This is a genomic window from Paraburkholderia mimosarum LMG 23256 = NBRC 106338 (genome assembly GCF_000739815.1).
Classification (GTDB): domain Bacteria; phylum Pseudomonadota; class Gammaproteobacteria; order Burkholderiales; family Burkholderiaceae; genus Paraburkholderia; species Paraburkholderia mimosarum.
In genome coordinates this window covers 1-18,739 of the sequence record NZ_BBJJ01000097.1, presented here as the reverse complement: position 1 = coordinate 18,739, position 18,739 = coordinate 1, and the positions used below count along the sequence as shown (strand labels likewise).

13 protein-coding genes and 1 tRNA gene are annotated in these 18,739 nt (G+C 61.6%); all 14 read right to left on the bottom strand.

Features of this window, described 5'->3' with window-relative positions; all coding sequences use genetic code 11:
• Positions 1 to 105 precede the first annotated feature (105 nt).
• Complete coding sequence (gene fusA / locus BMI01S_RS32850) at positions 106 to 2,208, bottom strand: elongation factor G (protein ID WP_028215036.1); 2,103 nt, start codon at positions 2,206 to 2,208, stop codon at positions 106 to 108.
• Positions 2,209 to 2,355: 147 nt separating this feature from the next.
• Entirely contained in the window at positions 2,356 to 2,826 is a 471-nt protein-coding gene (gene rpsG, locus BMI01S_RS32845) for a 30S ribosomal protein S7 (RefSeq protein ID WP_027797954.1), read from the bottom strand.
• A 198-nt stretch (positions 2,827 to 3,024) separates the two neighbouring features.
• Positions 3,025 to 3,405 carry a 30S ribosomal protein S12 gene (gene rpsL / locus BMI01S_RS32840; protein WP_027797953.1) on the bottom strand — a complete coding sequence of 127 codons (381 nt, stop codon included), beginning with the start codon at positions 3,403 to 3,405 and terminating at the stop codon, positions 3,025 to 3,027.
• A 279-nt stretch (positions 3,406 to 3,684) separates the two neighbouring features.
• On the bottom strand, positions 3,685 to 5,532 hold the full coding sequence (recQ, locus tag BMI01S_RS32835; RefSeq protein ID WP_028232572.1) for a DNA helicase RecQ: 1,848 nt from the start codon (positions 5,530 to 5,532) through the stop codon (positions 3,685 to 3,687).
• A gap of 162 nt (positions 5,533 to 5,694) precedes the next feature.
• The gene (locus BMI01S_RS32830; protein ID WP_154671432.1) at positions 5,695 to 6,024 is read right to left on the bottom strand and encodes a hypothetical protein; all 330 of its coding nucleotides are present in this window, start codon (positions 6,022 to 6,024) and stop codon (positions 5,695 to 5,697) included.
• Between the two features lie 266 nt (positions 6,025 to 6,290).
• Positions 6,291 to 10,541, bottom strand: a complete 4,251-nt coding sequence (gene rpoC / locus BMI01S_RS32825; protein ID WP_028215039.1) for a DNA-directed RNA polymerase subunit beta' — start codon at positions 10,539 to 10,541, stop codon at positions 6,291 to 6,293.
• Between the two features lie 21 nt (positions 10,542 to 10,562).
• Positions 10,563 to 14,669 (bottom strand): DNA-directed RNA polymerase subunit beta, encoded by a 4,107-nt coding sequence (gene rpoB / locus BMI01S_RS32820; protein ID WP_028232574.1) that lies wholly within the window; start codon positions 14,667 to 14,669, stop codon positions 10,563 to 10,565.
• A gap of 363 nt (positions 14,670 to 15,032) precedes the next feature.
• Positions 15,033 to 15,407: a 50S ribosomal protein L7/L12 gene (rplL, locus tag BMI01S_RS32815; protein ID WP_027821097.1), complete on the bottom strand. Its 375-nt coding sequence runs from the start codon at positions 15,405 to 15,407 to the stop codon at positions 15,033 to 15,035.
• 78 nt (positions 15,408 to 15,485) lie between these two features.
• The gene (gene rplJ, locus BMI01S_RS32810; RefSeq protein ID WP_028215041.1) at positions 15,486 to 15,983 is read right to left on the bottom strand and encodes a 50S ribosomal protein L10; all 498 of its coding nucleotides are present in this window, start codon (positions 15,981 to 15,983) and stop codon (positions 15,486 to 15,488) included.
• A gap of 312 nt (positions 15,984 to 16,295) precedes the next feature.
• Positions 16,296 to 16,991, bottom strand: a complete 696-nt coding sequence (rplA, locus tag BMI01S_RS32805) for a 50S ribosomal protein L1 (RefSeq protein ID WP_028215042.1) — start codon at positions 16,989 to 16,991, stop codon at positions 16,296 to 16,298.
• Entirely contained in the window at positions 16,992 to 17,423 is a 432-nt protein-coding gene (rplK, locus tag BMI01S_RS32800; RefSeq protein ID WP_027797945.1) for a 50S ribosomal protein L11, read from the bottom strand. It abuts the gene before it with no gap.
• A 191-nt stretch (positions 17,424 to 17,614) separates the two neighbouring features.
• On the bottom strand, positions 17,615 to 18,172 hold the full coding sequence (gene nusG, locus BMI01S_RS32795; protein WP_028208939.1) for a transcription termination/antitermination protein NusG: 558 nt from the start codon (positions 18,170 to 18,172) through the stop codon (positions 17,615 to 17,617).
• 1 nt (position 18,173) lies between these two features.
• On the bottom strand, positions 18,174 to 18,554 hold the full coding sequence (gene secE, locus BMI01S_RS32790; protein WP_028215043.1) for a preprotein translocase subunit SecE: 381 nt from the start codon (positions 18,552 to 18,554) through the stop codon (positions 18,174 to 18,176).
• 37 nt (positions 18,555 to 18,591) lie between these two features.
• A tRNA-Trp gene (locus BMI01S_RS32785) sits at positions 18,592 to 18,667 on the bottom strand.
• Positions 18,668 to 18,739: the final 72 nt, after the last annotated feature.

The window sequence follows — 18,739 nt, the reverse complement described above, 5'->3', positions numbered from 1 at the left end:
GTTCGAATTTACCTTTTGCCATGTTTCTCTTCTTTCAAAAAAGTGGTGAATCGGTGACTGAGCGATGCGGACCGGACTCGCGCCCGATCCGCTTTGCGCCGATGCTTACTTCGCCTTCGCGCTGATGATCGCGTCGGCCACGTTACGCGGTGCTTCTGCGTAGTGCTTGAATTCCATCGTGTACGTTGCACGACCTTGCGTCAGCGAACGCAGCGACGTCGAGTAGCCGAACATTTCCGACAGCGGCACTTCGGCGCGAACGATCTTGCCGCCGCCAACCATGTCTTCCATGCCCTGGACGATACCGCGACGGCCCGACAGGTCGCCCATCACGTTGCCCATGTAGTCTTCCGGCGTTTCGACTTCCACGGCCATCATCGGTTCGAGGATGACCGGGCTCGCCTTGCGCATCGCTTCCTTGAACGCCATCGAACCGGCCATGCGGAACGCATTTTCGTTCGAGTCGACGTCGTGGTACGAACCGAACGTCAGGTGAACCTTGACGTCGACGACCGGGAAGCCCGCCAGCACGCCTGCCTTCAGCGTGTCCTGGATACCCTTGTCGACCGCGGGGATGTATTCGCGCGGAATCACACCACCCTTGATCTCGTCCAGGAACTCGTAGCCCTTGCCCTGCTCGTTCGGCTCGAGCGTGATGACCGCGTGACCATACTGGCCGCGACCACCCGACTGCTTGACGAACTTGCCGTCCACGTCCTTCGCCGTCGCGCGGATCGTTTCGCGGTACGCAACCTGCGGCTTGCCGACGGTCGCTTCCACGCCGAATTCGCGCTTCATGCGGTCGACCAGAATTTCGAGGTGGAGCTCGCCCATGCCCGAAATGATGGTCTGGCCCGATTCCTCGTCCGTCTGGACGCGGAACGACGGGTCTTCCTGCGCCAGGCGGTTCAGGGCGATGCCCATCTTTTCCTGGTCAGGCTTGGTCTTCGGCTCGACGGCCTGCGAAATCACCGGCTCCGGGAACACCATGCGTTCCAGAACGATCGGGTGCTGCGGGTCGCACAGCGTGTCACCCGTGGTCGCTTCCTTCAGGCCAACGGCCGCGGCGATGTCGCCCGCACGAACTTCCTTGATTTCTTCGCGGTTGTTCGCGTGCATCTGCAGAATACGGCCGAGGCGTTCCTTCTTGCCCTTGGTCGAGTTCAGCACGGTGTCGCCCGAGTTGACGATGCCCGAGTACGCGCGGAAGAAGATCAGCTGGCCGACGAACGGGTCGGTCATGATCTTGAACGCGAGTGCCGCGAACTTCTCGTCGTCGGCTGCGCGGCGCTCTGCCGTTTCACCGTTTTCGAGCTCGCCCTTGACCGGGGGGATATCGACCGGCGACGGCAGGAAGTCGATCACGGCGTCGAGCATACGCTGCACGCCCTTGTTCTTGAACGCGGTGCCGCACAGCATCGGCTGGATTTCGCACGCGATCGTACGGTCGCGCAGTGCCTTGACGATTTCGGCTTCCGTGAGCTCTTCGCCGCCGAGGTACTTTTCCATCAGCTCTTCGCTGGCTTCAGCAGCCGACTCGATCATCTTCTCGCGCCACTCGTTGCACGAGTCGACGAGTTCAGCCGGGATGTCGACGTAGTCGAACTTCGTGCCTTGCGAGGCCTCGTCCCAAATGATCGCTTTCATCTTCAGGAGGTCGACGACGCCCTTGAAGGTTTCTTCTGCGCCGATCGGCACCACGACCGGAACCGGGTTTGCCTTGAGGCGGTTCTTCAGCTGGTCATAGACCTTGAAGAAGTTCGCGCCGGTACGGTCCATCTTGTTGACGAACGCGAGACGGGGAACCTTGTACTTGTTCGCCTGGCGCCACACCGTTTCCGACTGCGGCTGCACGCCGCCCACGGCGCAGTAGACCATGCACGCACCGTCGAGCACGCGCATCGAGCGCTCGACTTCAATCGTGAAGTCGACGTGGCCCGGGGTGTCGATGATGTTGATGCGGTGCTCGGGGTAGTTACCGCCCATGCCCTTCCAGAACGCGGTCGTAGCAGCGGAGGTGATCGTGATGCCACGCTCCTGTTCCTGCTCCATCCAGTCCATGGTGGCAGCGCCGTCGTGAACTTCACCAATCTTGTGGTTCACGCCGGTGTAAAACAGAATGCGCTCGGTCGTCGTCGTCTTGCCGGCGTCGATGTGAGCGCTAATACCGATGTTACGGTAGCGCTCGATAGGAGTCTTGCGAGCCACTTTGATCCTCTATCGGGAGGTGCGCGCCGGATCGATCCCGACCGGGTTAGACCCAACGCGCCTGAACACAAACGGGCGAGGCGCTCGATAAGCGCACCCGCCCGGAATTTTTTCCGTCTTTTGAGCGAACCCCGGTAGGGGTTTCTCTTAGAAGCGGAAGTGCGAGAACGCCTTGTTCGCTTCTGCCATCCGGTGAACTTCGTCGCGCTTCTTCATCGCGCCGCCACGGCCTTCGGCCGCTTCGGTGAGTTCACCTGCCAGACGCAGGGCCATCGACTTCTCGCTGCGCTTCTTCGCGGCTTCACGCAGCCAACGCATCGCCAATGCCATACGACGCGAGGGGCGCACTTCGACCGGAACCTGATAGTTCGCACCACCAACGCGGCGGCTCTTCACTTCCACCACCGGCTTCACGTTGTTGAGCGCGACAGTGAACACTTCCAGCGGGTCCTTGCCACCCTTGGTCTGGATCTGTTCGAAAGCGCCGTACACGATACGCTCGGCAACCGACTTCTTGCCGGAGAGCATCAGCACGTTCATGAACTTGGCTACATCAACGTTGCCGAACTTCGGATCCGGCAACACTTCCCGCTTGGGGACTTCGCGACGACGCGGCATGTTTCTTCCTTTAACTTTTCAGTTGAAGCGCGGGTGAATTCCTTGCGCTCCGCGGCCACCAACTAACCCGATTCATCCCGGGTTCGACATCCCCGGACTTACCAGCCTGGTCGGGTGACCACTTACTCGACAGCACCGGCCAATCCGGCACTTGTCGCTTTATCGCCGACGCCCGAGAGCGCAGACGACGCTTGACCCTTACTTCGCAGCCTTGGCGCGCTTCGCGCCGTACTTCGAACGAGCCTGCTTACGATCCTTGACGCCCTGGGTATCCAGCGAGCCGCGAACCATGTGGTAACGCACACCCGGCAAGTCCTTCACACGGCCGCCGCGGATCAGCACGACCGAGTGCTCTTGCAGGTTGTGGCCTTCACCACCGATGTACGAAATGACTTCGAAGCCGTTCGTCAGACGAACCTTGGCGACCTTACGAAGTGCCGAGTTCGGCTTCTTCGGCGTCGTCGTGTACACGCGGGTGCACACGCCGCGACGCTGCGGGCAGTCCTGCAGGGCCGGCGACTTGCTCTTCGTAGCTTCCGAAGCGCGGCCTTTGCGAACCAGTTGATTGATGGTTGGCATTGTTTATTCCTGAAATTGAACAAAATCGACGCATTTATTTCCGGGCAAAGCGGAAAAGCATGCATCCAAACTCCTACTCGAACTCCGGAACTGGCTGAATGACGTGAGCTTCGCCGAAGTGACTGGCGAGCGCGGACGTCCCAAGAACCGGAACCCAGCATGATATTCCGAAAATACCAAGTGAGTCAACGGCTTGCGACATTTCGGACGACCGGGCGAGTGACAGCGCGGCGAATATGGAGCTGGTGCCCGGAATCCCCGCGACGGAAATCTGCCGCCTTATTCGTCGCCGACGACCTCGACGAGCTCCTCGCCGAAGCGTTCGAGCTTGCGCGCACCGATGCCCGGAATATCGCGCAGTTCGTCGACCGATTCCGGACCGTTGCGCGCGATCTCCGCCAGCGTGGCGTCGTGAAAGATGACGTAGGCCGGCACGCCCTCACTTTTCGCCGTTTCGGTGCGCCACAGGCGCAGACGCTCCCATCGCGAGCGCTGGCGCGGACTCATGCCGAGGGTCGGATCGGCGCGCTCGCTCGTGCGGCCCGACGACGCGCGCGTTCGCGTGGGTTTGACGTAGCGGCGCATGGTGACCGTGTGCTCGCCCTTGAGCACCGGCTTGCTCGCTTCCGTGAGCACCAGCGAGCCGAAGCCGTCATGGTCCACGGTGAGATAGCCGAACGCCACCAGTTGGCGAAAGATTGCGCGCCATTCGGGCTCCGAAAGCGCCGAACCGATGCCGAAGGTCGAGAGCTTCTCGTGCCCGCGCTGAAGGATCTTTTCGCTGCGGTTGCCGCGCAGGATGTCGATCAGGTGGCCTGCCCCGAAATTGAAGCCGCTCGCGCGCTGCGCGCGGAACACACACGAAAGCGCCATTTGCGCCTCGCGCGTGGCGTCCCACGTGGCGGGCGGCTCGAGGCATGTGTCGCAGTTGCCGCACGGCTTGCTCTCTTCGCCGAAGTACGCAAGAAGGCGCACACGGCGGCACGAGGCCGCTTCGCACAGGCCGAGCAGCGCGTCGAGCTTGCCCGTCTGCACGCGTTTGTGCTGCTCGTCGGCTTCGGACTCATCGATCATCTTGCGCTGCTGCACGACGTCGCCGAGGCCGTAGGCCATCCATGCGTTGGCCGCCAGCCCGTCCCGGCCCGCGCGGCCCGTTTCCTGGTAGTAGCCTTCCACGCTCTTGGGCAAGTCCAGATGCGCGACGAAGCGTACGTCCGGCTTGTCGATGCCCATGCCGAACGCAATGGTGGCGCACATCACCACGCCCTCCTCGCGCTGGAACAGCTCCTGGTGCTTCTGGCGTATCTCGAACTCCATGCCAGCGTGGTACGGCAGCGCGCGGACGCCCTGGCCCTTCAGCCATTCGGCAGTTTCTTCGACCTTGCGGCGCGACAGGCAGTACACGACGCCCGCATCCGTGGTGCCGTCCGCGCGCGTGTGCTCCGCGCGAATGAAGTCGAGCAGTTGCGTACGCGCGTTGTCTTTTTCGACGATGCGATAGCGGATGTTGGGCCGGTCGAAGCTGGAGACGAACACGCGTGCGTCGTCGAGTGCGAGACGGTGCACGATCTCGTCGCGCGTGATGGCGTCGGCGGTTGCCGTGAGCGCGATGCGCGGCACGTTCGGAAAGCGCTCGTGCAGCACCGAGAGCTGGATGTATTCGGGCCGGAAGTCATGGCCCCATTGCGACACGCAGTGTGCTTCGTCGATTGCGAAGAGGCCGATGCGCGTGCGCTCGAGCAGATCGAGAAAGCGCGGCGTCATGAGGCGCTCTGGCGCGACATAGAGGAGATCGAGATCGCCTTCGCGCAGCGCGCGCTCTGTGGCGGCCGCTTCGGCGCCGCTCAGTGTCGAATTCAGATAGGCGGCACGCACGCCGACCTCGGTGAGCGCGGCGACCTGGTCCTGCATGAGCGCGATGAGCGGCGACACGACGATGCCGGCGCCATGCCCGGCTTCGTGACGCACGAGCGCGGGAATCTGGTAGCAGAGCGATTTGCCCCCGCCGGTGGGCATGAGCACCAGCGAATCGCCACCTCCGGCCACATGCTCGACGATCTCGGCTTGCTGCCCTCTGAACGCAGGATAGCCGAAGACTTCGTTGAGGATTTCGAGGGAGCGGGACATGAGGGCGGTGAGCGTGCAGAGCAAAGGCGGTGGACCGGATTTTACCAACCCGGGCGCGCCGAAACCGCCGCTACCGTGAAGATTGGCCGTTCGGCCAGGAGAAAGCGAGGCCGCTGCGCGCGCGGATCGCGATCGCGGTCGGCCTGAACGGAGCGGCCTTCGTCAGGCGGCAAGCCGTCGGCGCGCGACCCGAACTGCACCGGCGATCGTCACGATGGCAACGACGAGTGCTGCGATCGCGAAGATGCTGGAGCCGAAGAGCACGACGTTTGCGCCCACGAGAATCAGCGACCCGATCGTCAGCAGTGCGGCACCGCCTTTGACTTTGCTCGCCACCAGCATGATGAAACCGATGATGAGGAATGCCCACATCACGAGGAAGGTCGCGAAGAAGTTCGCCGCCGCTTCATTGCCAACGTGATGCAGCAGTTGCGAAAAGCTGGCGACGCACGCCGCCAGATTCAGGATGAGACCGAGCCCAACGACCCACATGGTTACCGCCTCCAGATTCAGATAAATGCCATCCACGCCGTCCGAAAAGACCCACGCGGACTGCCTTGGCGCGCTACGTTAGCACGCCTCACAGAGCTGCGCAGCGACCCGGCCGGCGCTGCGTCACGAGGCCGCAGATGCGCGTGCAAGACGTCGCACATCGCTCGCGCGGAAAACACGCGCCAATAAAAAAGCCGCCCGGTCGAAACCAGGCGGCTCTTGCGAGACCACTACGTCAGCGAAAGGCAGCTTGCGCCGCCCCGCGCTTACTCGTCCGTCGTGTGCGGCTGTTGCGGCTGCTCGGCGGCCGGGGTTTCCGGCGTGCCGAACTCGAACGCTTCTTCCGCTGCGATCTGGTCGAAACGCTCGCGATCCGACGATTCCTTCGCCTTGCGCGCCTTGTGGAACGCGAGACCCGTACCGGCCGGAATCAGGCGGCCGACGATCACGTTTTCCTTCAGGCCACGCAGATCGTCGCGCTTGCCCATGATCGCCGCTTCGGTCAGCACGCGGGTCGTTTCCTGGAACGATGCCGCCGAGATGAACGAATCGGTCGAGAGCGATGCCTTCGTGATACCGAGCAGCACGTTCTCGTACGTTGCCGGACGCTTGTCTTCCGCGTTCATCTTGTCGTTCTCGTCGAGCATGTCCGACCGCTCGACCTGTTCGCCAGGAATGAAACGCGTATCGCCGTTGTCGACGATCTGCACGCGGCGCAGCATCTGACGCACGATCACTTCGATGTGCTTGTCGTTGATCTTCACGCCCTGCAGACGGTACACGTCCTGCACTTCGTCGACGATGTAGCGCGACAGCGCCTCGATACCCTGCAGACGCAGGATGTCGTGCGGATCGGCCGGGCCGTCCACGATCATTTCGCCCTTGTTGACGACCTGACCGTCGTGGACCAGCACCTGCTTTTCCTTCGCGATCAGGAACTCGTGCTGGTTGCCCTCGAGGTCCGTGATGACGAGACGCTGCTTGCCCTTCGTGTCCTTACCGAACGACGTCGTACCCGTGACTTCCGCCAGGATACCTGCGTCCTTCGGCGAACGTGCTTCGAACAGTTCCGCCACACGCGGCAGACCACCGGTAATGTCACGCGTCTTCTGCGCTTCGGTCGGGATACGTGCGAGCACTTCACCGACCTGCACCTGCTGACCGTCCTTCACGGTGATCAGTGCGCCGACCTGGAAGCCGATCTGCACCGCGTGCTCCGTGCCCGGGATCTTCACTTCGTCGCCGTTCGCGTCGAGCAGCTTGACCTGCGGACGCACGCTCTTCGAAGCCTGCGAGCCGCGGCGCTTCACGTCGATCACGACGAGTGTCGAAAGACCCGTCACGTCGTCGATCTGCTTGGCCACGGTCACGCCTTCCTCGACGTTCTCGAACTTCACCGTACCGCCGTACTCGGTGATGATCGGACGCGTGAGCGGATCCCACGTCGCGAGCTGCGTGCCGGCCTTGATCGCTGCACCGTCGAGCTGCAGCAGCGTCGCGCCGTACGGCACCTTGTGACGCTCGCGCTCGCGGCCGTGATCGTCGGCGATGATCGCTTCGCCCGAACGCGAGATGACGACCTGCTCGCCCTTCGCATTCGTGACGTAACGCATCGTCGCCGTGAAGCGCACCGTACCGTTCGACTTGGCTTCCACCGACGAGGCCACCGCCGCACGCGACGCCGCACCACCGATGTGGAACGTACGCATCGTGAGCTGCGTGCCCGGTTCGCCGATCGACTGCGCCGCGATCACGCCGACGGCTTCGCCGACGTTCACGCGCGAGCCGCGGCCCAGGTCGCGGCCATAACAGGCAGCGCACAGGCCGTAGCGCGTTTCGCAGGTGAGCGGCGTGCGCACGCGCACTTCGTCGATGCCGAGGCTTTCGATCGTTTCGACCGCGTCTTCGTCGAGCAGATCGCCCGACGCGTAGATCGTTTCCTGCGTTTCCGGATTGACGACGTCAGCCACCGCCACGCGACCGAGGATACGGTCACGCAGCGCTTCGACGACTTCACCGCCTTCCACGAGGGCCTTCATCGCCACGCCGTTCGACGTGCCGCAATCCTCTTCGACCACCACGAGATCCTGCGTGACGTCGACGAGACGACGCGTGAGGTAACCCGAGTTGGCGGTCTTCAGTGCCGTATCAGCCAGACCCTTACGTGCGCCGTGGGTCGAGATGAAGTACTGCAACACGTTCAGACCTTCGCGGAAGTTCGCGGTAATCGGCGTTTCGATAATCGAGCCGTCCGGCTTCGCCATCAGGCCACGCATACCCGCCAGCTGACGGATCTGGACCGCGGAACCCCGCGCGCCCGAGTCGGCCATCATGTAGATCGAGTTGAACGATTCCTGACGCGTTTCCTTGCCGTCGCGGTCGATGACCGGTTCCGTCGCGAGCTGCTCCATCATCGCCTTGCCGACCGCTTCCGACGTTGCCGACCAGATGTCGACCACGTTGTTGTAGCGCTCTTGTGCGGTGACGAGACCCGACATGTACTGGCGGTCGTACTCCTTCACCTTCTTCGCGGCGTCGCCGACGATGGTTTCCTTCTGCGGCGGCACGAGCATGTCGTCCACGCAGATCGAAATACCGGCGCGCGTTGCAAGGCGGAAGCCCGACTGCATCAGCTGGTCGGCGAAGATCACCGTTTCGCGCAGACCGCACTTGCGGAACGCGGTGTTGATCAGACGCGAGATTTCCTTCTTCTTCAGCGGCTTGTTCAGCACCGAGAACGGCAGGCCCGGCGGCAGGATTTCCGAGAGGATCGCGCGGCCGACGGTCGTCGCATACAGCGAGATCTTCGGCACGAACGCCGGCGCGCCTTCCGACTTGTCCTCGTTGTGGACCATTTCGGTGATACGCACGTTGACGCGCGAGGCCAGCTCGACTTCCTTGTTCTCGTACGCGCGGAGCACTTCCGACACGCCCGTGAACGTCATGCCTTCGCCCTTGCCGTTGATCGCTTCACGCGTGGCGTAGTACAGGCCCAGCACGATATCCTGCGACGGCACGATCGACGGATCGCCGTTGGCCGGGAACAGGACGTTGTTCGACGCGAGCATGAGCGTACGCGCTTCCATCTGCGCTTCGAGCGACAGCGGAACGTGAACGGCCATCTGGTCACCGTCGAAGTCGGCGTTGAACGCCGCGCAAACGAGCGGGTGCAGCTGGATTGCCTTACCTTCGATCAGCACGGGCTCGAAAGCCTGGATGCCGAGACGGTGCAGCGTCGGCGCACGGTTGAGCATGACCGGATGCTCGCGGATCACCTCTTCGAGGATGTCCCACACCACCGGCGTCTGGTTCTCGACTTCCTTCTTTGCAGCCTTGATGGTCGTGGCAACGCCCATCGTCTCCAGCTTGTTGAAGATGAACGGCTTGAAGAGCTCGAGCGCCATCAGCTTCGGCAGACCGCACTGGTGCAGCTTGAGCGTCGGACCCACCACGATGACCGAACGGCCCGAGTAGTCCACGCGCTTGCCCAGCAGGTTCTGACGGAAGCGGCCGCCCTTACCCTTGATCATGTCGGCGAGCGACTTCAGCGGACGCTTGTTCGCGCCCGTCATCGCCTTGCCGCGACGGCCGTTGTCGAGCAGCGAGTCAACCGCTTCCTGGAGCATCCGCTTTTCGTTGCGGACGATGATCTCCGGCGCCTTCAGCTCGAGCAGACGCTTCAGGCGGTTGTTACGGTTGATGACGCGGCGATACAGGTCGTTCAGGTCCGAGGTCGCGAAACGGCCGCCGTCGAGCGGCACGAGCGGACGCAGTTCCGGCGGCAGCACCGGCAGCACTTCGAGCACCATCCATTCGGGCTTGATGCCCGAACGCTGGAAGGCCTCGAGCACCTTCAGGCGCTTCGCGTACTTCTTGATCTTCGCTTCGGAGCCGGTGTTCTTCAGCTCCGTGCGCAGCGTCTCGACCTGCTCGTCGATGTTGATCGCGCGCAGCAGCTCGCGCACGCCTTCCGCGCCCATCTCGGCGCGGAATTCGTCACCGTATTCCTCGACCTTGTTGTAGTAATCCTCTTCGGTCATGATCTGCCGCGCCTTCAGCGGCGTCATGCCCGGTTCGATCACCACGTACGCTTCGAAGTACAGCACGCGCTCGATGTCGCGCAGCGTCATGTCGAGCACCATGCCCAGACGCGACGGCAGCGACTTCAGGAACCAGATGTGCGCGACCGGCGAGGCCAGCTCGATGTGGCCCATGCGCTCGCGGCGCACCTTGGCGAGCGTGACTTCCACGCCGCACTTTTCGCAGATCACGCCACGGTGCTTCAGGCGCTTGTACTTGCCGCAAAGGCATTCGTAGTCCTTGATCGGACCAAAAATCTTCGCGCAGAACAGACCATCGCGCTCCGGCTTGAACGTGCGGTAGTTGATGGTTTCCGGCTTCTTCACTTCGCCGAACGACCACGAACGGATCTTGTCGGGCGAGGCCAGACCGATCTTGATCGCGTCGAAAACTTCTTCTTGTTGGACTTGCTTGAATAGATCGAGCAGAGCTTTCATTGCCTTCTCTCCGTAGTCCGATTAGTTGCGGTCGAGGTCGATGTCGATGCCGAGCGAGCGGATTTCCTTCACCAGCACATTGAAGGATTCCGGCATGCCCGCGTCGATCACGTGGTCGCCCTTGACGAGGTTCTCATACACCTTCGTCCGGCCCGTCACGTCATCGGACTTCACCGTCAACATTTCCTGCAGCACATACGAAGCGCCATACGCTTCGAGCGCCCACACTTCCATTTCACCGAAGCGCTGACCACCGAATTGCGCCTTACCACCCAGCGGCTGCTGCGTGACGAGCGAGTACGGACCCGTCGAACGCGCGTGCATCTTGTCGTCGACAAGGTGGTGCAGCTTCAGGTAGTGCATGTAGCCCACGGTGACCGTACGCTCGAACATCTCGCCCGTGCGGCCGTCGTACAGACGCACCTGGTTCTTCGAAGGCGTCATGCCGAGGTTCTTGGCGATGTCGTCCGGATAAGCCAGGTCGAGCATCTTCGCCATTTCCTCTTCGGTCGCACCGTCGAACACCGGCGTTGCGAACGGCACGCCTTCGCGCAGGTTCTTCGCGAGTTCGAGGATCTCGTCGTCGCTGAAGCTGTCGAGGTCTTCCTTGTGGCCCGATTCGTTGTAGATCTTCGTGAGGAACTCACGCAGCTCCGCAACCTTCGTCTGACGCGCGAGCATTTCGCCAATACGCCAGCCCAGACCCTTCGCGGCCCAACCGAGGTGCACTTCGAGAACCTGACCCACGTTCATCCGTGACGGCACGCCGAGCGGGTTCAGCACGACGTCGGCCGGACGGCCATCGGCCATGTACGGCATGTCTTCGATCGGAACGATCTTCGACACCACACCCTTGTTACCGTGACGGCCTGCCATCTTGTCGCCAGGCTGCAGACGGCGCTTCACGGCCAGGTACACCTTGACCATCTTCAGCACGCCCGGCGGCAGTTCGTCGCCTTGCGTGAGCTTCTTGCGCTTCTCTTCGAACGCGAGGTCGAACTGGTGGCGCTTCTCTTCGATCGAGTTCTTGATCGCTTCGAGCTGTGCCGCTGCTTCTTCGTCCGCGAGGCGGATGTCGAACCAGTGGTAGTGATCGAGATCTTCGAGGTACGCGCGCTCGATCTTCGTGCCCTTCGCGAGCTTCTTCGGACCGCCGTTCGCAACCTTGCCTTCGAGCATGCGGGCGAGACGCTGGAATGCGTCGCCTTCCACGATACGAAGCTGGTCGTTCAGGTCGAGGCGATAGCGCTTCAGTTCATCGTCGATGATCTGCTGGGCGCGCTTGTCGCGCTGGATGCCTTCACGCGTGAACACCTGCACGTCGATGACCGTGCCGTTCATGCCCGAGGGCACGCGCAGCGACGTATCCTTCACGTCCGAAGCCTTCTCGCCGAAGATCGCGCGCAGCAGCTTTTCTTCCGGCGTGAGCTGGGTTTCGCCCTTCGGCGTGACCTTGCCCACGAGCACGTCGCCTGCTTCGACTTCCGCGCCGATGTACACGATGCCCGACTCGTCGAGACGGCCAAGCTGCACTTCCGCGAGGTTCGAAATGTCGCGCGTGATTTCTTCCGGTCCGAGCTTCGTGTCGCGAGCCACGACGTTCAGTTCTTCGATGTGGATCGACGTGTAACGGTCGTCGGCAACCACCTTCTCCGAGATCAGGATCGAGTCTTCGAAGTTGTAGCCGTTCCACGGCATGAACGCGATCAGCATGTTCTGGCCGAGCGCGAGCTCGCCCAGATCGGTCGATGCGCCATCAGCCAGCACGTCGCCGCGCGCAACCTTGTCGCCCATCTTCACGATCGGACGCTGGTTGATGTTCGTGTTCTGGTTCGAACGCGTGTACTTGATGAGGTTGTAGATGTCCACGCCGACTTCACCGGCGACGGCTTCATCATCGTTCACGCGGATCACGATACGGCCCGCGTCGACGTAGTCCACCACGCCGCCACGCAGCGCCTGAACCGTCGTGCCCGAGTCGACCGCAACGGTGCGCTCGATGCCCGTACCGACGACCGGCTTTTCCGGACGCAGGCAAGGCACGGCCTGACGCTGCATGTTCGAGCCCATCAGTGCACGGTTCGCGTCGTCGTGTTCGAGGAACGGGATCAGCGAGGCTGCAACCGAGACGATCTGCGACGGTGCCACGTCCATGTACTGGATGCGGTCCGGCGTGACCATCAGCGTTTCGCCCGCTTCACGCGACGAGACGAGTTCGTCGGTCAGCGTGCCGTCTTCGGCCACTGCCGCGTTCGCCTGGGCGATCACGTAACGGCCTTCTTCGATCGCCGAGAGGTAGTCGATCTGGTCGGTCACCTTGCCGTCTGCGACCTTGCGATACGGCGTTTCGAGGAAGCCGTATTCGTTCAGGTGCGCGTAAAGCGCGAGCGAGTTGATCAGACCGATGTTCGGACCTTCCGGCGTCTCGATCGGGCACACGCGGCCGTAGTGGGTCGGGTGCACGTCGCGGACTTCGAAGCCTGCGCGCTCACGCGTCAGACCGCCCGGGCCCAGTGCGGAAACACGGCGCTTGTGCGTGATTTCCGAGAGCGGGTTGGTCTGGTCCATGAACTGCGACAGCTGCGACGAACCAAAGAACTCGCGAATGGCCGACGAAATCGGCTTCGAGTTGATCAGGTCGTGCGGCATCAGGTTTTCGCTTTCGGCCTGGCCGAGGCGTTCCTTCACTGCACGCTCGACGCGCACGAGACCCGCGCGGAACTGGTTCTCCGCGAGCTCGCCCACGCAACGCACGCGACGGTTGCCGAGGTGGTCGATGTCGTCCACTTCGCCCTTGCCGTTGCGCAGCTCGACGAGGATCTTGATGGTCGCGAGGATGTCGTCGTCCTGCAGCGTCATCGGGCCGACGATTTCGTCACGGCCCACGCGGCGGTTGAACTTCATACGACCCACCTTCGAGAGGTCGTACGCTTCTTCGCTGTAGAACAGGCGGTTGAACAGCGCCTCGACCGCTTCTTCGGTCGGCGGCTCGCCCGGACGCATCATGCGGTAGATCGCGATGCGCGCGGCCATCTTGTCGGCGGTTTCGTCGATACGCAGCGTCGACGAGATGTACGGACCCTGGTCCAGATCGTTCGTGTAGAGCGTCTGGATGTCCTTGATCTTCGCTTCGCGCAGCTTCTCGAGCACGCTTTCCGTGATCTCGTCGTTCGCGTTCGCGATCACTTCGCCGGTGTCGCCATCGACGACGTTCTTCGCCAGCACGCGGCCGAGCAGATAGTCTTCCGGGACCGAGATGTACGTGGTCTTCGCGTTTTCGAGGTCGCGAATGTGCTTCGCGTTGATCCGCTTGTCCTTCTGGACGATGACCTTGCCTTCGCGATCGCTGATGTCGAAGCGCGCGACTTCACCGCGCAGACGCTCCGGCACAAACTCCATCTGTGCGCCTTCGGGCATCAGCGTGAAGTTGTCGAACACGAAGAAGTTCGCGAGGATCTGTTCCGGCGTGAGGCCGATGGCCTTCAGCAGGATCGTGACCGGCATCTTGCGGCGACGGTCGACGCGGAAGTACAGCACGTCCTTCGGATCGAATTCGAAGTCGAGCCACGAGCCGCGGTAAGGAATGATACGGGCCGAGAAGAGCAGCTTGCCCGAGCTGTGCGTCTTGCCCTTGTCGTGTTCGAAGAACACGCCGGGCGAGCGGTGCAGCTGCGAGACGATGACACGTTCGGTGCCGTTGATGACGAACGAACCGGTCGGCGTCATGAGCGGAATTTCGCCCATGTACACTTCCTGTTCCTTCACTTCCTTCACGACCGGCTTGCTCGGCGATTCCTTGTCGAGCAGGACGAGACGGACCTTGGCGCGCAGCGCCGAGCAGTACGTGAGGCCACGCTGCTGGCATTCCTTGATGTTGAATGCCGGCGGCGAGAGCATGTAGCTCACGAACTCTAGACGAGCAAAGCCGTTATGGGAAACAATAGGAAAAACAGACGTGAACGCGGCCTGCAGACCTTCGGGCTTGCGCTGAACGCTCGCCGTTTCTGCTTGCAGGAACGTGCTGAATGATTCAAGCTGGGTAGCCAGCAGGAAAGGAACCTGGTGAACGATGGGGCGTTTCGCGAAACTCTTGCGAATACGCTTCTTCTCGGTGAAGGAATAGTGCATACGATCTCCGAATCACGGCGGGTAGGACGACCCGAGTGTTCACCGACTGAGACCCGATGGCTTCGCGAGCCCTGGAAGCTTGGTGGTTGGCCTCTACCAACCGCTGGCTGACGGCAACGGATTTCGGCTTGTCATAACTTGCCCGCTGCCCGACCAAACTTGCCTTCTGCAGTCGCTTCAGAAGACAAAGAGAAACGCCGTCCGCCACGGTCGACTCACGCAGCGAAAGACGGTTTTCTTTGGCCTCTGGATCCCGCATCCTGCCTCCGACTCCTGAAAATCGAACACAAAAACGCAGAATCCACAAAGCACAAAAAGGCCGGCGGTGTAAAAACCGCCAGCCTTCGCACAGCGCGCTGAAACTTACTTGATTTCAGCCTTCGCGCCGGCTTCTTCCAGCTTCTTCTTCGCTTCTTCAGCAGCAGCCTTGGGCACCGCTTCCTTCACGGGCTTCGGTGCGCCGTCGACCAGGTCCTTCGCTTCCTTCAGGCCGAGACCCGTCAGTTCGCGAACGGCCTTGATGACCGACACCTTGTTTGCGCCTGCTTCGAGCAGGTTGACCGTGAATTCGGTCTGCTCTTCAGCAGCAGCAGCAGCGCCGCCGCCTGCCGGGCCAGCGACTGCCACAGCAGCTGCCGACACGCCAAACTTCTCTTCGAAAGCCTTGACCAGTTCGTTCAGTTCGAGAACCGACATCGAGCCTACGGCTTCGAGGATGTCTTCTTTTGCGATTGCCATTTGAAATTACTCCAGATTTGAATTCGGAAACAGCTAGCGATCCTTCTCGCTTGCCTGCGTTCGTTCGCTTGCCTGAAATCAGGCAGCTTCTGCTTGCTTCTTCTCTGCCAGCGCGGCGAGAGCACGCGCGAAGCCGGAAACAGGAGCTTGCATGACGAACAGCAGCTTCGAGAGCAGTTCTTCGCGGCTCGGGATGCTGGCCAGCGCTTGCACGCCTGCCTTGTCCATCACCTTGCCTTCGTAGGAACCAGCCTTGATGACCAACTTGTCATTGCCCTTGGCGAAGTCGTTGACGACCTTCGCGGCAGCAATGGCATCTTCCGAGATGCCGTAGATCAGGGGGCCAGTCATCTGCTCTGCCAGCGGAGCAAACGGGGTACCTTCGACAGCGCGACGCGCCAGCGTGTTCTTCAACACGCGCAGGTACACCTGCTGCTCACGCGCTTTCGCGCGCAGCTTGGTCAGATCGCCAACCGCGATTCCACGATACTCGGCCAGCACCATGGTCTGAGCCTTCGCGACTTGCGCGGAGACTTCAGCCACGACGGCCTGCTTACCTTCTTTGTTCAGTGGCACGGTTAACCTCCAGATTCGACACACTCTGCTTTCGCGTTGTGTGCCGCGTTCAACAACGGCGACCGACCAGTCCGGAGTAAATCAGCTTGCTTCTTCGGGCGTTGCCGCCCGCATCCGCGCACATCAGCACTTCAAAACTTTTTCGGGTTCGCCATCTGCGTTGGCTTTGCATTAAGGAAGCACCCGACTGCTGCACTTCCGCCAACGGTCTTTGACAACCGGTTGTGCCGCACTAACTGCTTGCCGCACAACCGCCCAAAGCCCTTTAAATCCGCGCTGCCACCCTTGTGGGTCTCAGCGCGGCAAAACTTGTTACGCTGCCAGCGACGACTGGTCGACGCGCACGCCAACGCCCATCGTGCTCGACACGGCGATCTTGCGCAGGTACACGCCCTTGCTCGTTGCCGGCTTCGCCTTGGTCAGCGCGTCGAGGAGCGCGTCCAGGTTGCTGCGCAGCGCTGCCGGCTCGAACGAAGCACGGCCGATGGTCGCGTGGATGATACCGGCCTTATCGACACGGAACTGCACCTGACCAGCCTTCGCGTTCTTGACCGCGGTCGCCACGTCCGGCGTCACGGTGCCGACCTTCGGGTTCGGCATGAGGCCACGCGGACCGAGGATCTGACCGAGCGTACCGACGACGCGCATCGTGTCCGGCGAAGCGATCACGATGTCGAAGTTCAGGTTGCCGCCCTTGATCTGCTCAGCGAGGTCTTCCATGCCGACGATCTCGGCGCCTGCTGCCTTCGCCTGCTCAGCCTTTTCGCCTTGCGCGAACACGGCGACGCGGACCGACTTGCCGGTACCTGCGGGCAGAACGACCGAGCCGCGAACGACCTGGTCCGACTTCTTCGCATCGATGCCGAGCTGCACGGCAACGTCGATCGACTCGTCGAACTTCGCCGTGGCGCATTCCTTCACGAGCGACAGTGCGTCGCCGATCGGGTACTGCTTCTGGCGGTCGATCTTGGCGGCCAGTGCCTTTTGACGCTTGGAAACGTTAGCCATTTACACACCCTCCACGACGATGCCCATCGAGCGGGCGCTGCCAGCGATCGTGCGGACCGCGGCGTCCATATCGGCTGCCGTGAGGTCCGGCATCTTGGTCTTGGCGATTTCCTCGGCTTGCGCGCGGGTGATCGTAGCAACCTTGTCGGTGTGCGGCTTCGCCGAACCCTTGTCGACCTTCGCTGCCTTCTTGATCAGCACGGTAGCCGGCGGCGTCTTCAGGATGAACGTGAAGCTCTTGTCCGCGAATGCCGTGATGACGACCGGAACCGGCAGACCCGGTTCCATCGCTTGAGTCTGCGCGTTGAACGCCTTGCAGAACTCCATGATGTTCAGGCCACGCTGGCCCAGTGCCGGACCGACCGGCGGCGACGGGTTGGCTTTACCTGCAGGAATCTGCAGCTTGATAAAGCCAATGATTTTCTTTGCCATGTTGAAAACCTCTTTGGAACGCGTGAGCGTTCTGATGAGTGGTAGCGCGCGTTCGCCGCAATCTTCGCTGTGCCAACCGGGTAGTCGACTTTTGCAACCGACCGGACTACTGGCGCTCCTCTACGGCCATTACGCGGACCGTAAGCGCGGAAAAACGGACCGCGCCAAAGGCGCGATCCGTAGAATTCGATTTACAGCTTTTCGACCTGGCCGAACTCGAGTTCGACCGGTGTAGCACGACCGAAAATGGTGACGGAGACCCGGACGCGCGACTTTTCGTAGTTGACTTCTTCGACGCTGCCGTTGAAGTCCGTAAAAGGACCTTCCTTCACGCGGACCATCTCGCCGACTTCGAACAGGGTCTTGGGGCGCGGCTTCTCAACGCCTTCCTGCATCTGCGACATGATCTTTTCGACTTCGCGCGGCGAAATCGGGCTCGGGCGATTACGCGCCCCGCCGACGAAACCCGTCACCTTTGCCGTGTTCTTCACGAGGTGCCACGTTTCATCCGTCATTTCCATTTCAACCAGGACGTAACCCGGGAAGAAACGACGCTCGGTCACCGATTTGTGACCACCCTTCACCTCGACCACTTCTTCAGTCGGAACGAGGATCTGGCCAAATTTGTCCTGCATGCCAGCACGTTCGATGCGCTCCTGAAGCGCACGTTGCACGCTCTTCTCCATGCCGGAGTAGGCGTGCACCACATACCAACGTTTTCCGCTCGGGGATGCCGGTGTATCGCTCATATCATTTCCAACCCAGAATCGCCGAGAAAATCACCCATTCAACGGATTTGTCGCAAACCCACAGAATGATGGCCATTGCCAGCACAAAACCGAAGACCACCAGCGTCGTTTGCGTGGCCTCTTTGCGAGTCGGCCAGACGACCTTGCGAACTTCCTTGTACGAGTCTTTGGCAAACGCGATGAAGCTCTTGCCGGGCGCCGAGAGAAGACCGACTACCACCCCCGCGATCACGCCCACTGCGAGCGCCGCACCGCGGACATACCACTCCTGGCTACCGAGCCAGTAGAACCCTACGAACCCGGCCACAACCAACAATACGCCCGCCGCAAGCATCAGCTTGTCGCTGGAAGTATTAACAGTTTCGACGGAAGGATTCGCCATAACACCTTAAAGAACAACGCGCCGAGGCGCGAAAAGTTGGCAGGGGCAGAGGGAATCGAACCCCCAACCTTCGGTTTTGGAGACCGACGCTCTGCCAGTTGAGCTATACCCCTAAACCATTTTGGGGTTGGCGGCATCGCCAACCCCGAAACCACTTAGTCGATCAACGAGACTGGCAAAAACTT

Bases quoted from the DNA above. Each gene is read 5' to 3' on its own strand.
- rplA (WP_028215042.1), bottom strand. From the start codon at position 16,991: ATGGCTAACGTTTCCAAGCGTCAAAAGGCACTGGCCGCCAAGATCGAC.
- rpoB (WP_028232574.1), bottom strand. From the start codon at position 14,669: ATGCACTATTCCTTCACCGAGAAGAAGCGTATTCGCAAGAGTTTCGCG.
- rplK (WP_027797945.1), bottom strand. From the start codon at position 17,423: ATGGCAAAGAAAATCATTGGCTTTATCAAGCTGCAGATTCCTGCAGGT.
- rpsL (WP_027797953.1), bottom strand. From the start codon at position 3,405: ATGCCAACCATCAATCAACTGGTTCGCAAAGGCCGCGCTTCGGAAGCT.
- rpsG (WP_027797954.1), bottom strand. From the start codon at position 2,826: ATGCCGCGTCGTCGCGAAGTCCCCAAGCGGGAAGTGTTGCCGGATCCG.
- secE (WP_028215043.1), bottom strand. From the start codon at position 18,554: ATGGCGAATCCTTCCGTCGAAACTGTTAATACTTCCAGCGACAAGCTG.
- rplL (WP_027821097.1), bottom strand. From the start codon at position 15,407: ATGGCAATCGCAAAAGAAGACATCCTCGAAGCCGTAGGCTCGATGTCG.
- BMI01S_RS32830 (WP_154671432.1), bottom strand. From the start codon at position 6,024: ATGTGGGTCGTTGGGCTCGGTCTCATCCTGAATCTGGCGGCGTGCGTC.
- rpoC (WP_028215039.1), bottom strand. From the start codon at position 10,541: ATGAAAGCTCTGCTCGATCTATTCAAGCAAGTCCAACAAGAAGAAGTT.
- recQ (WP_028232572.1), bottom strand. From the start codon at position 5,532: ATGTCCCGCTCCCTCGAAATCCTCAACGAAGTCTTCGGCTATCCTGCG.
- nusG (WP_028208939.1), bottom strand. From the start codon at position 18,172: ATGAGCGATACACCGGCATCCCCGAGCGGAAAACGTTGGTATGTGGTG.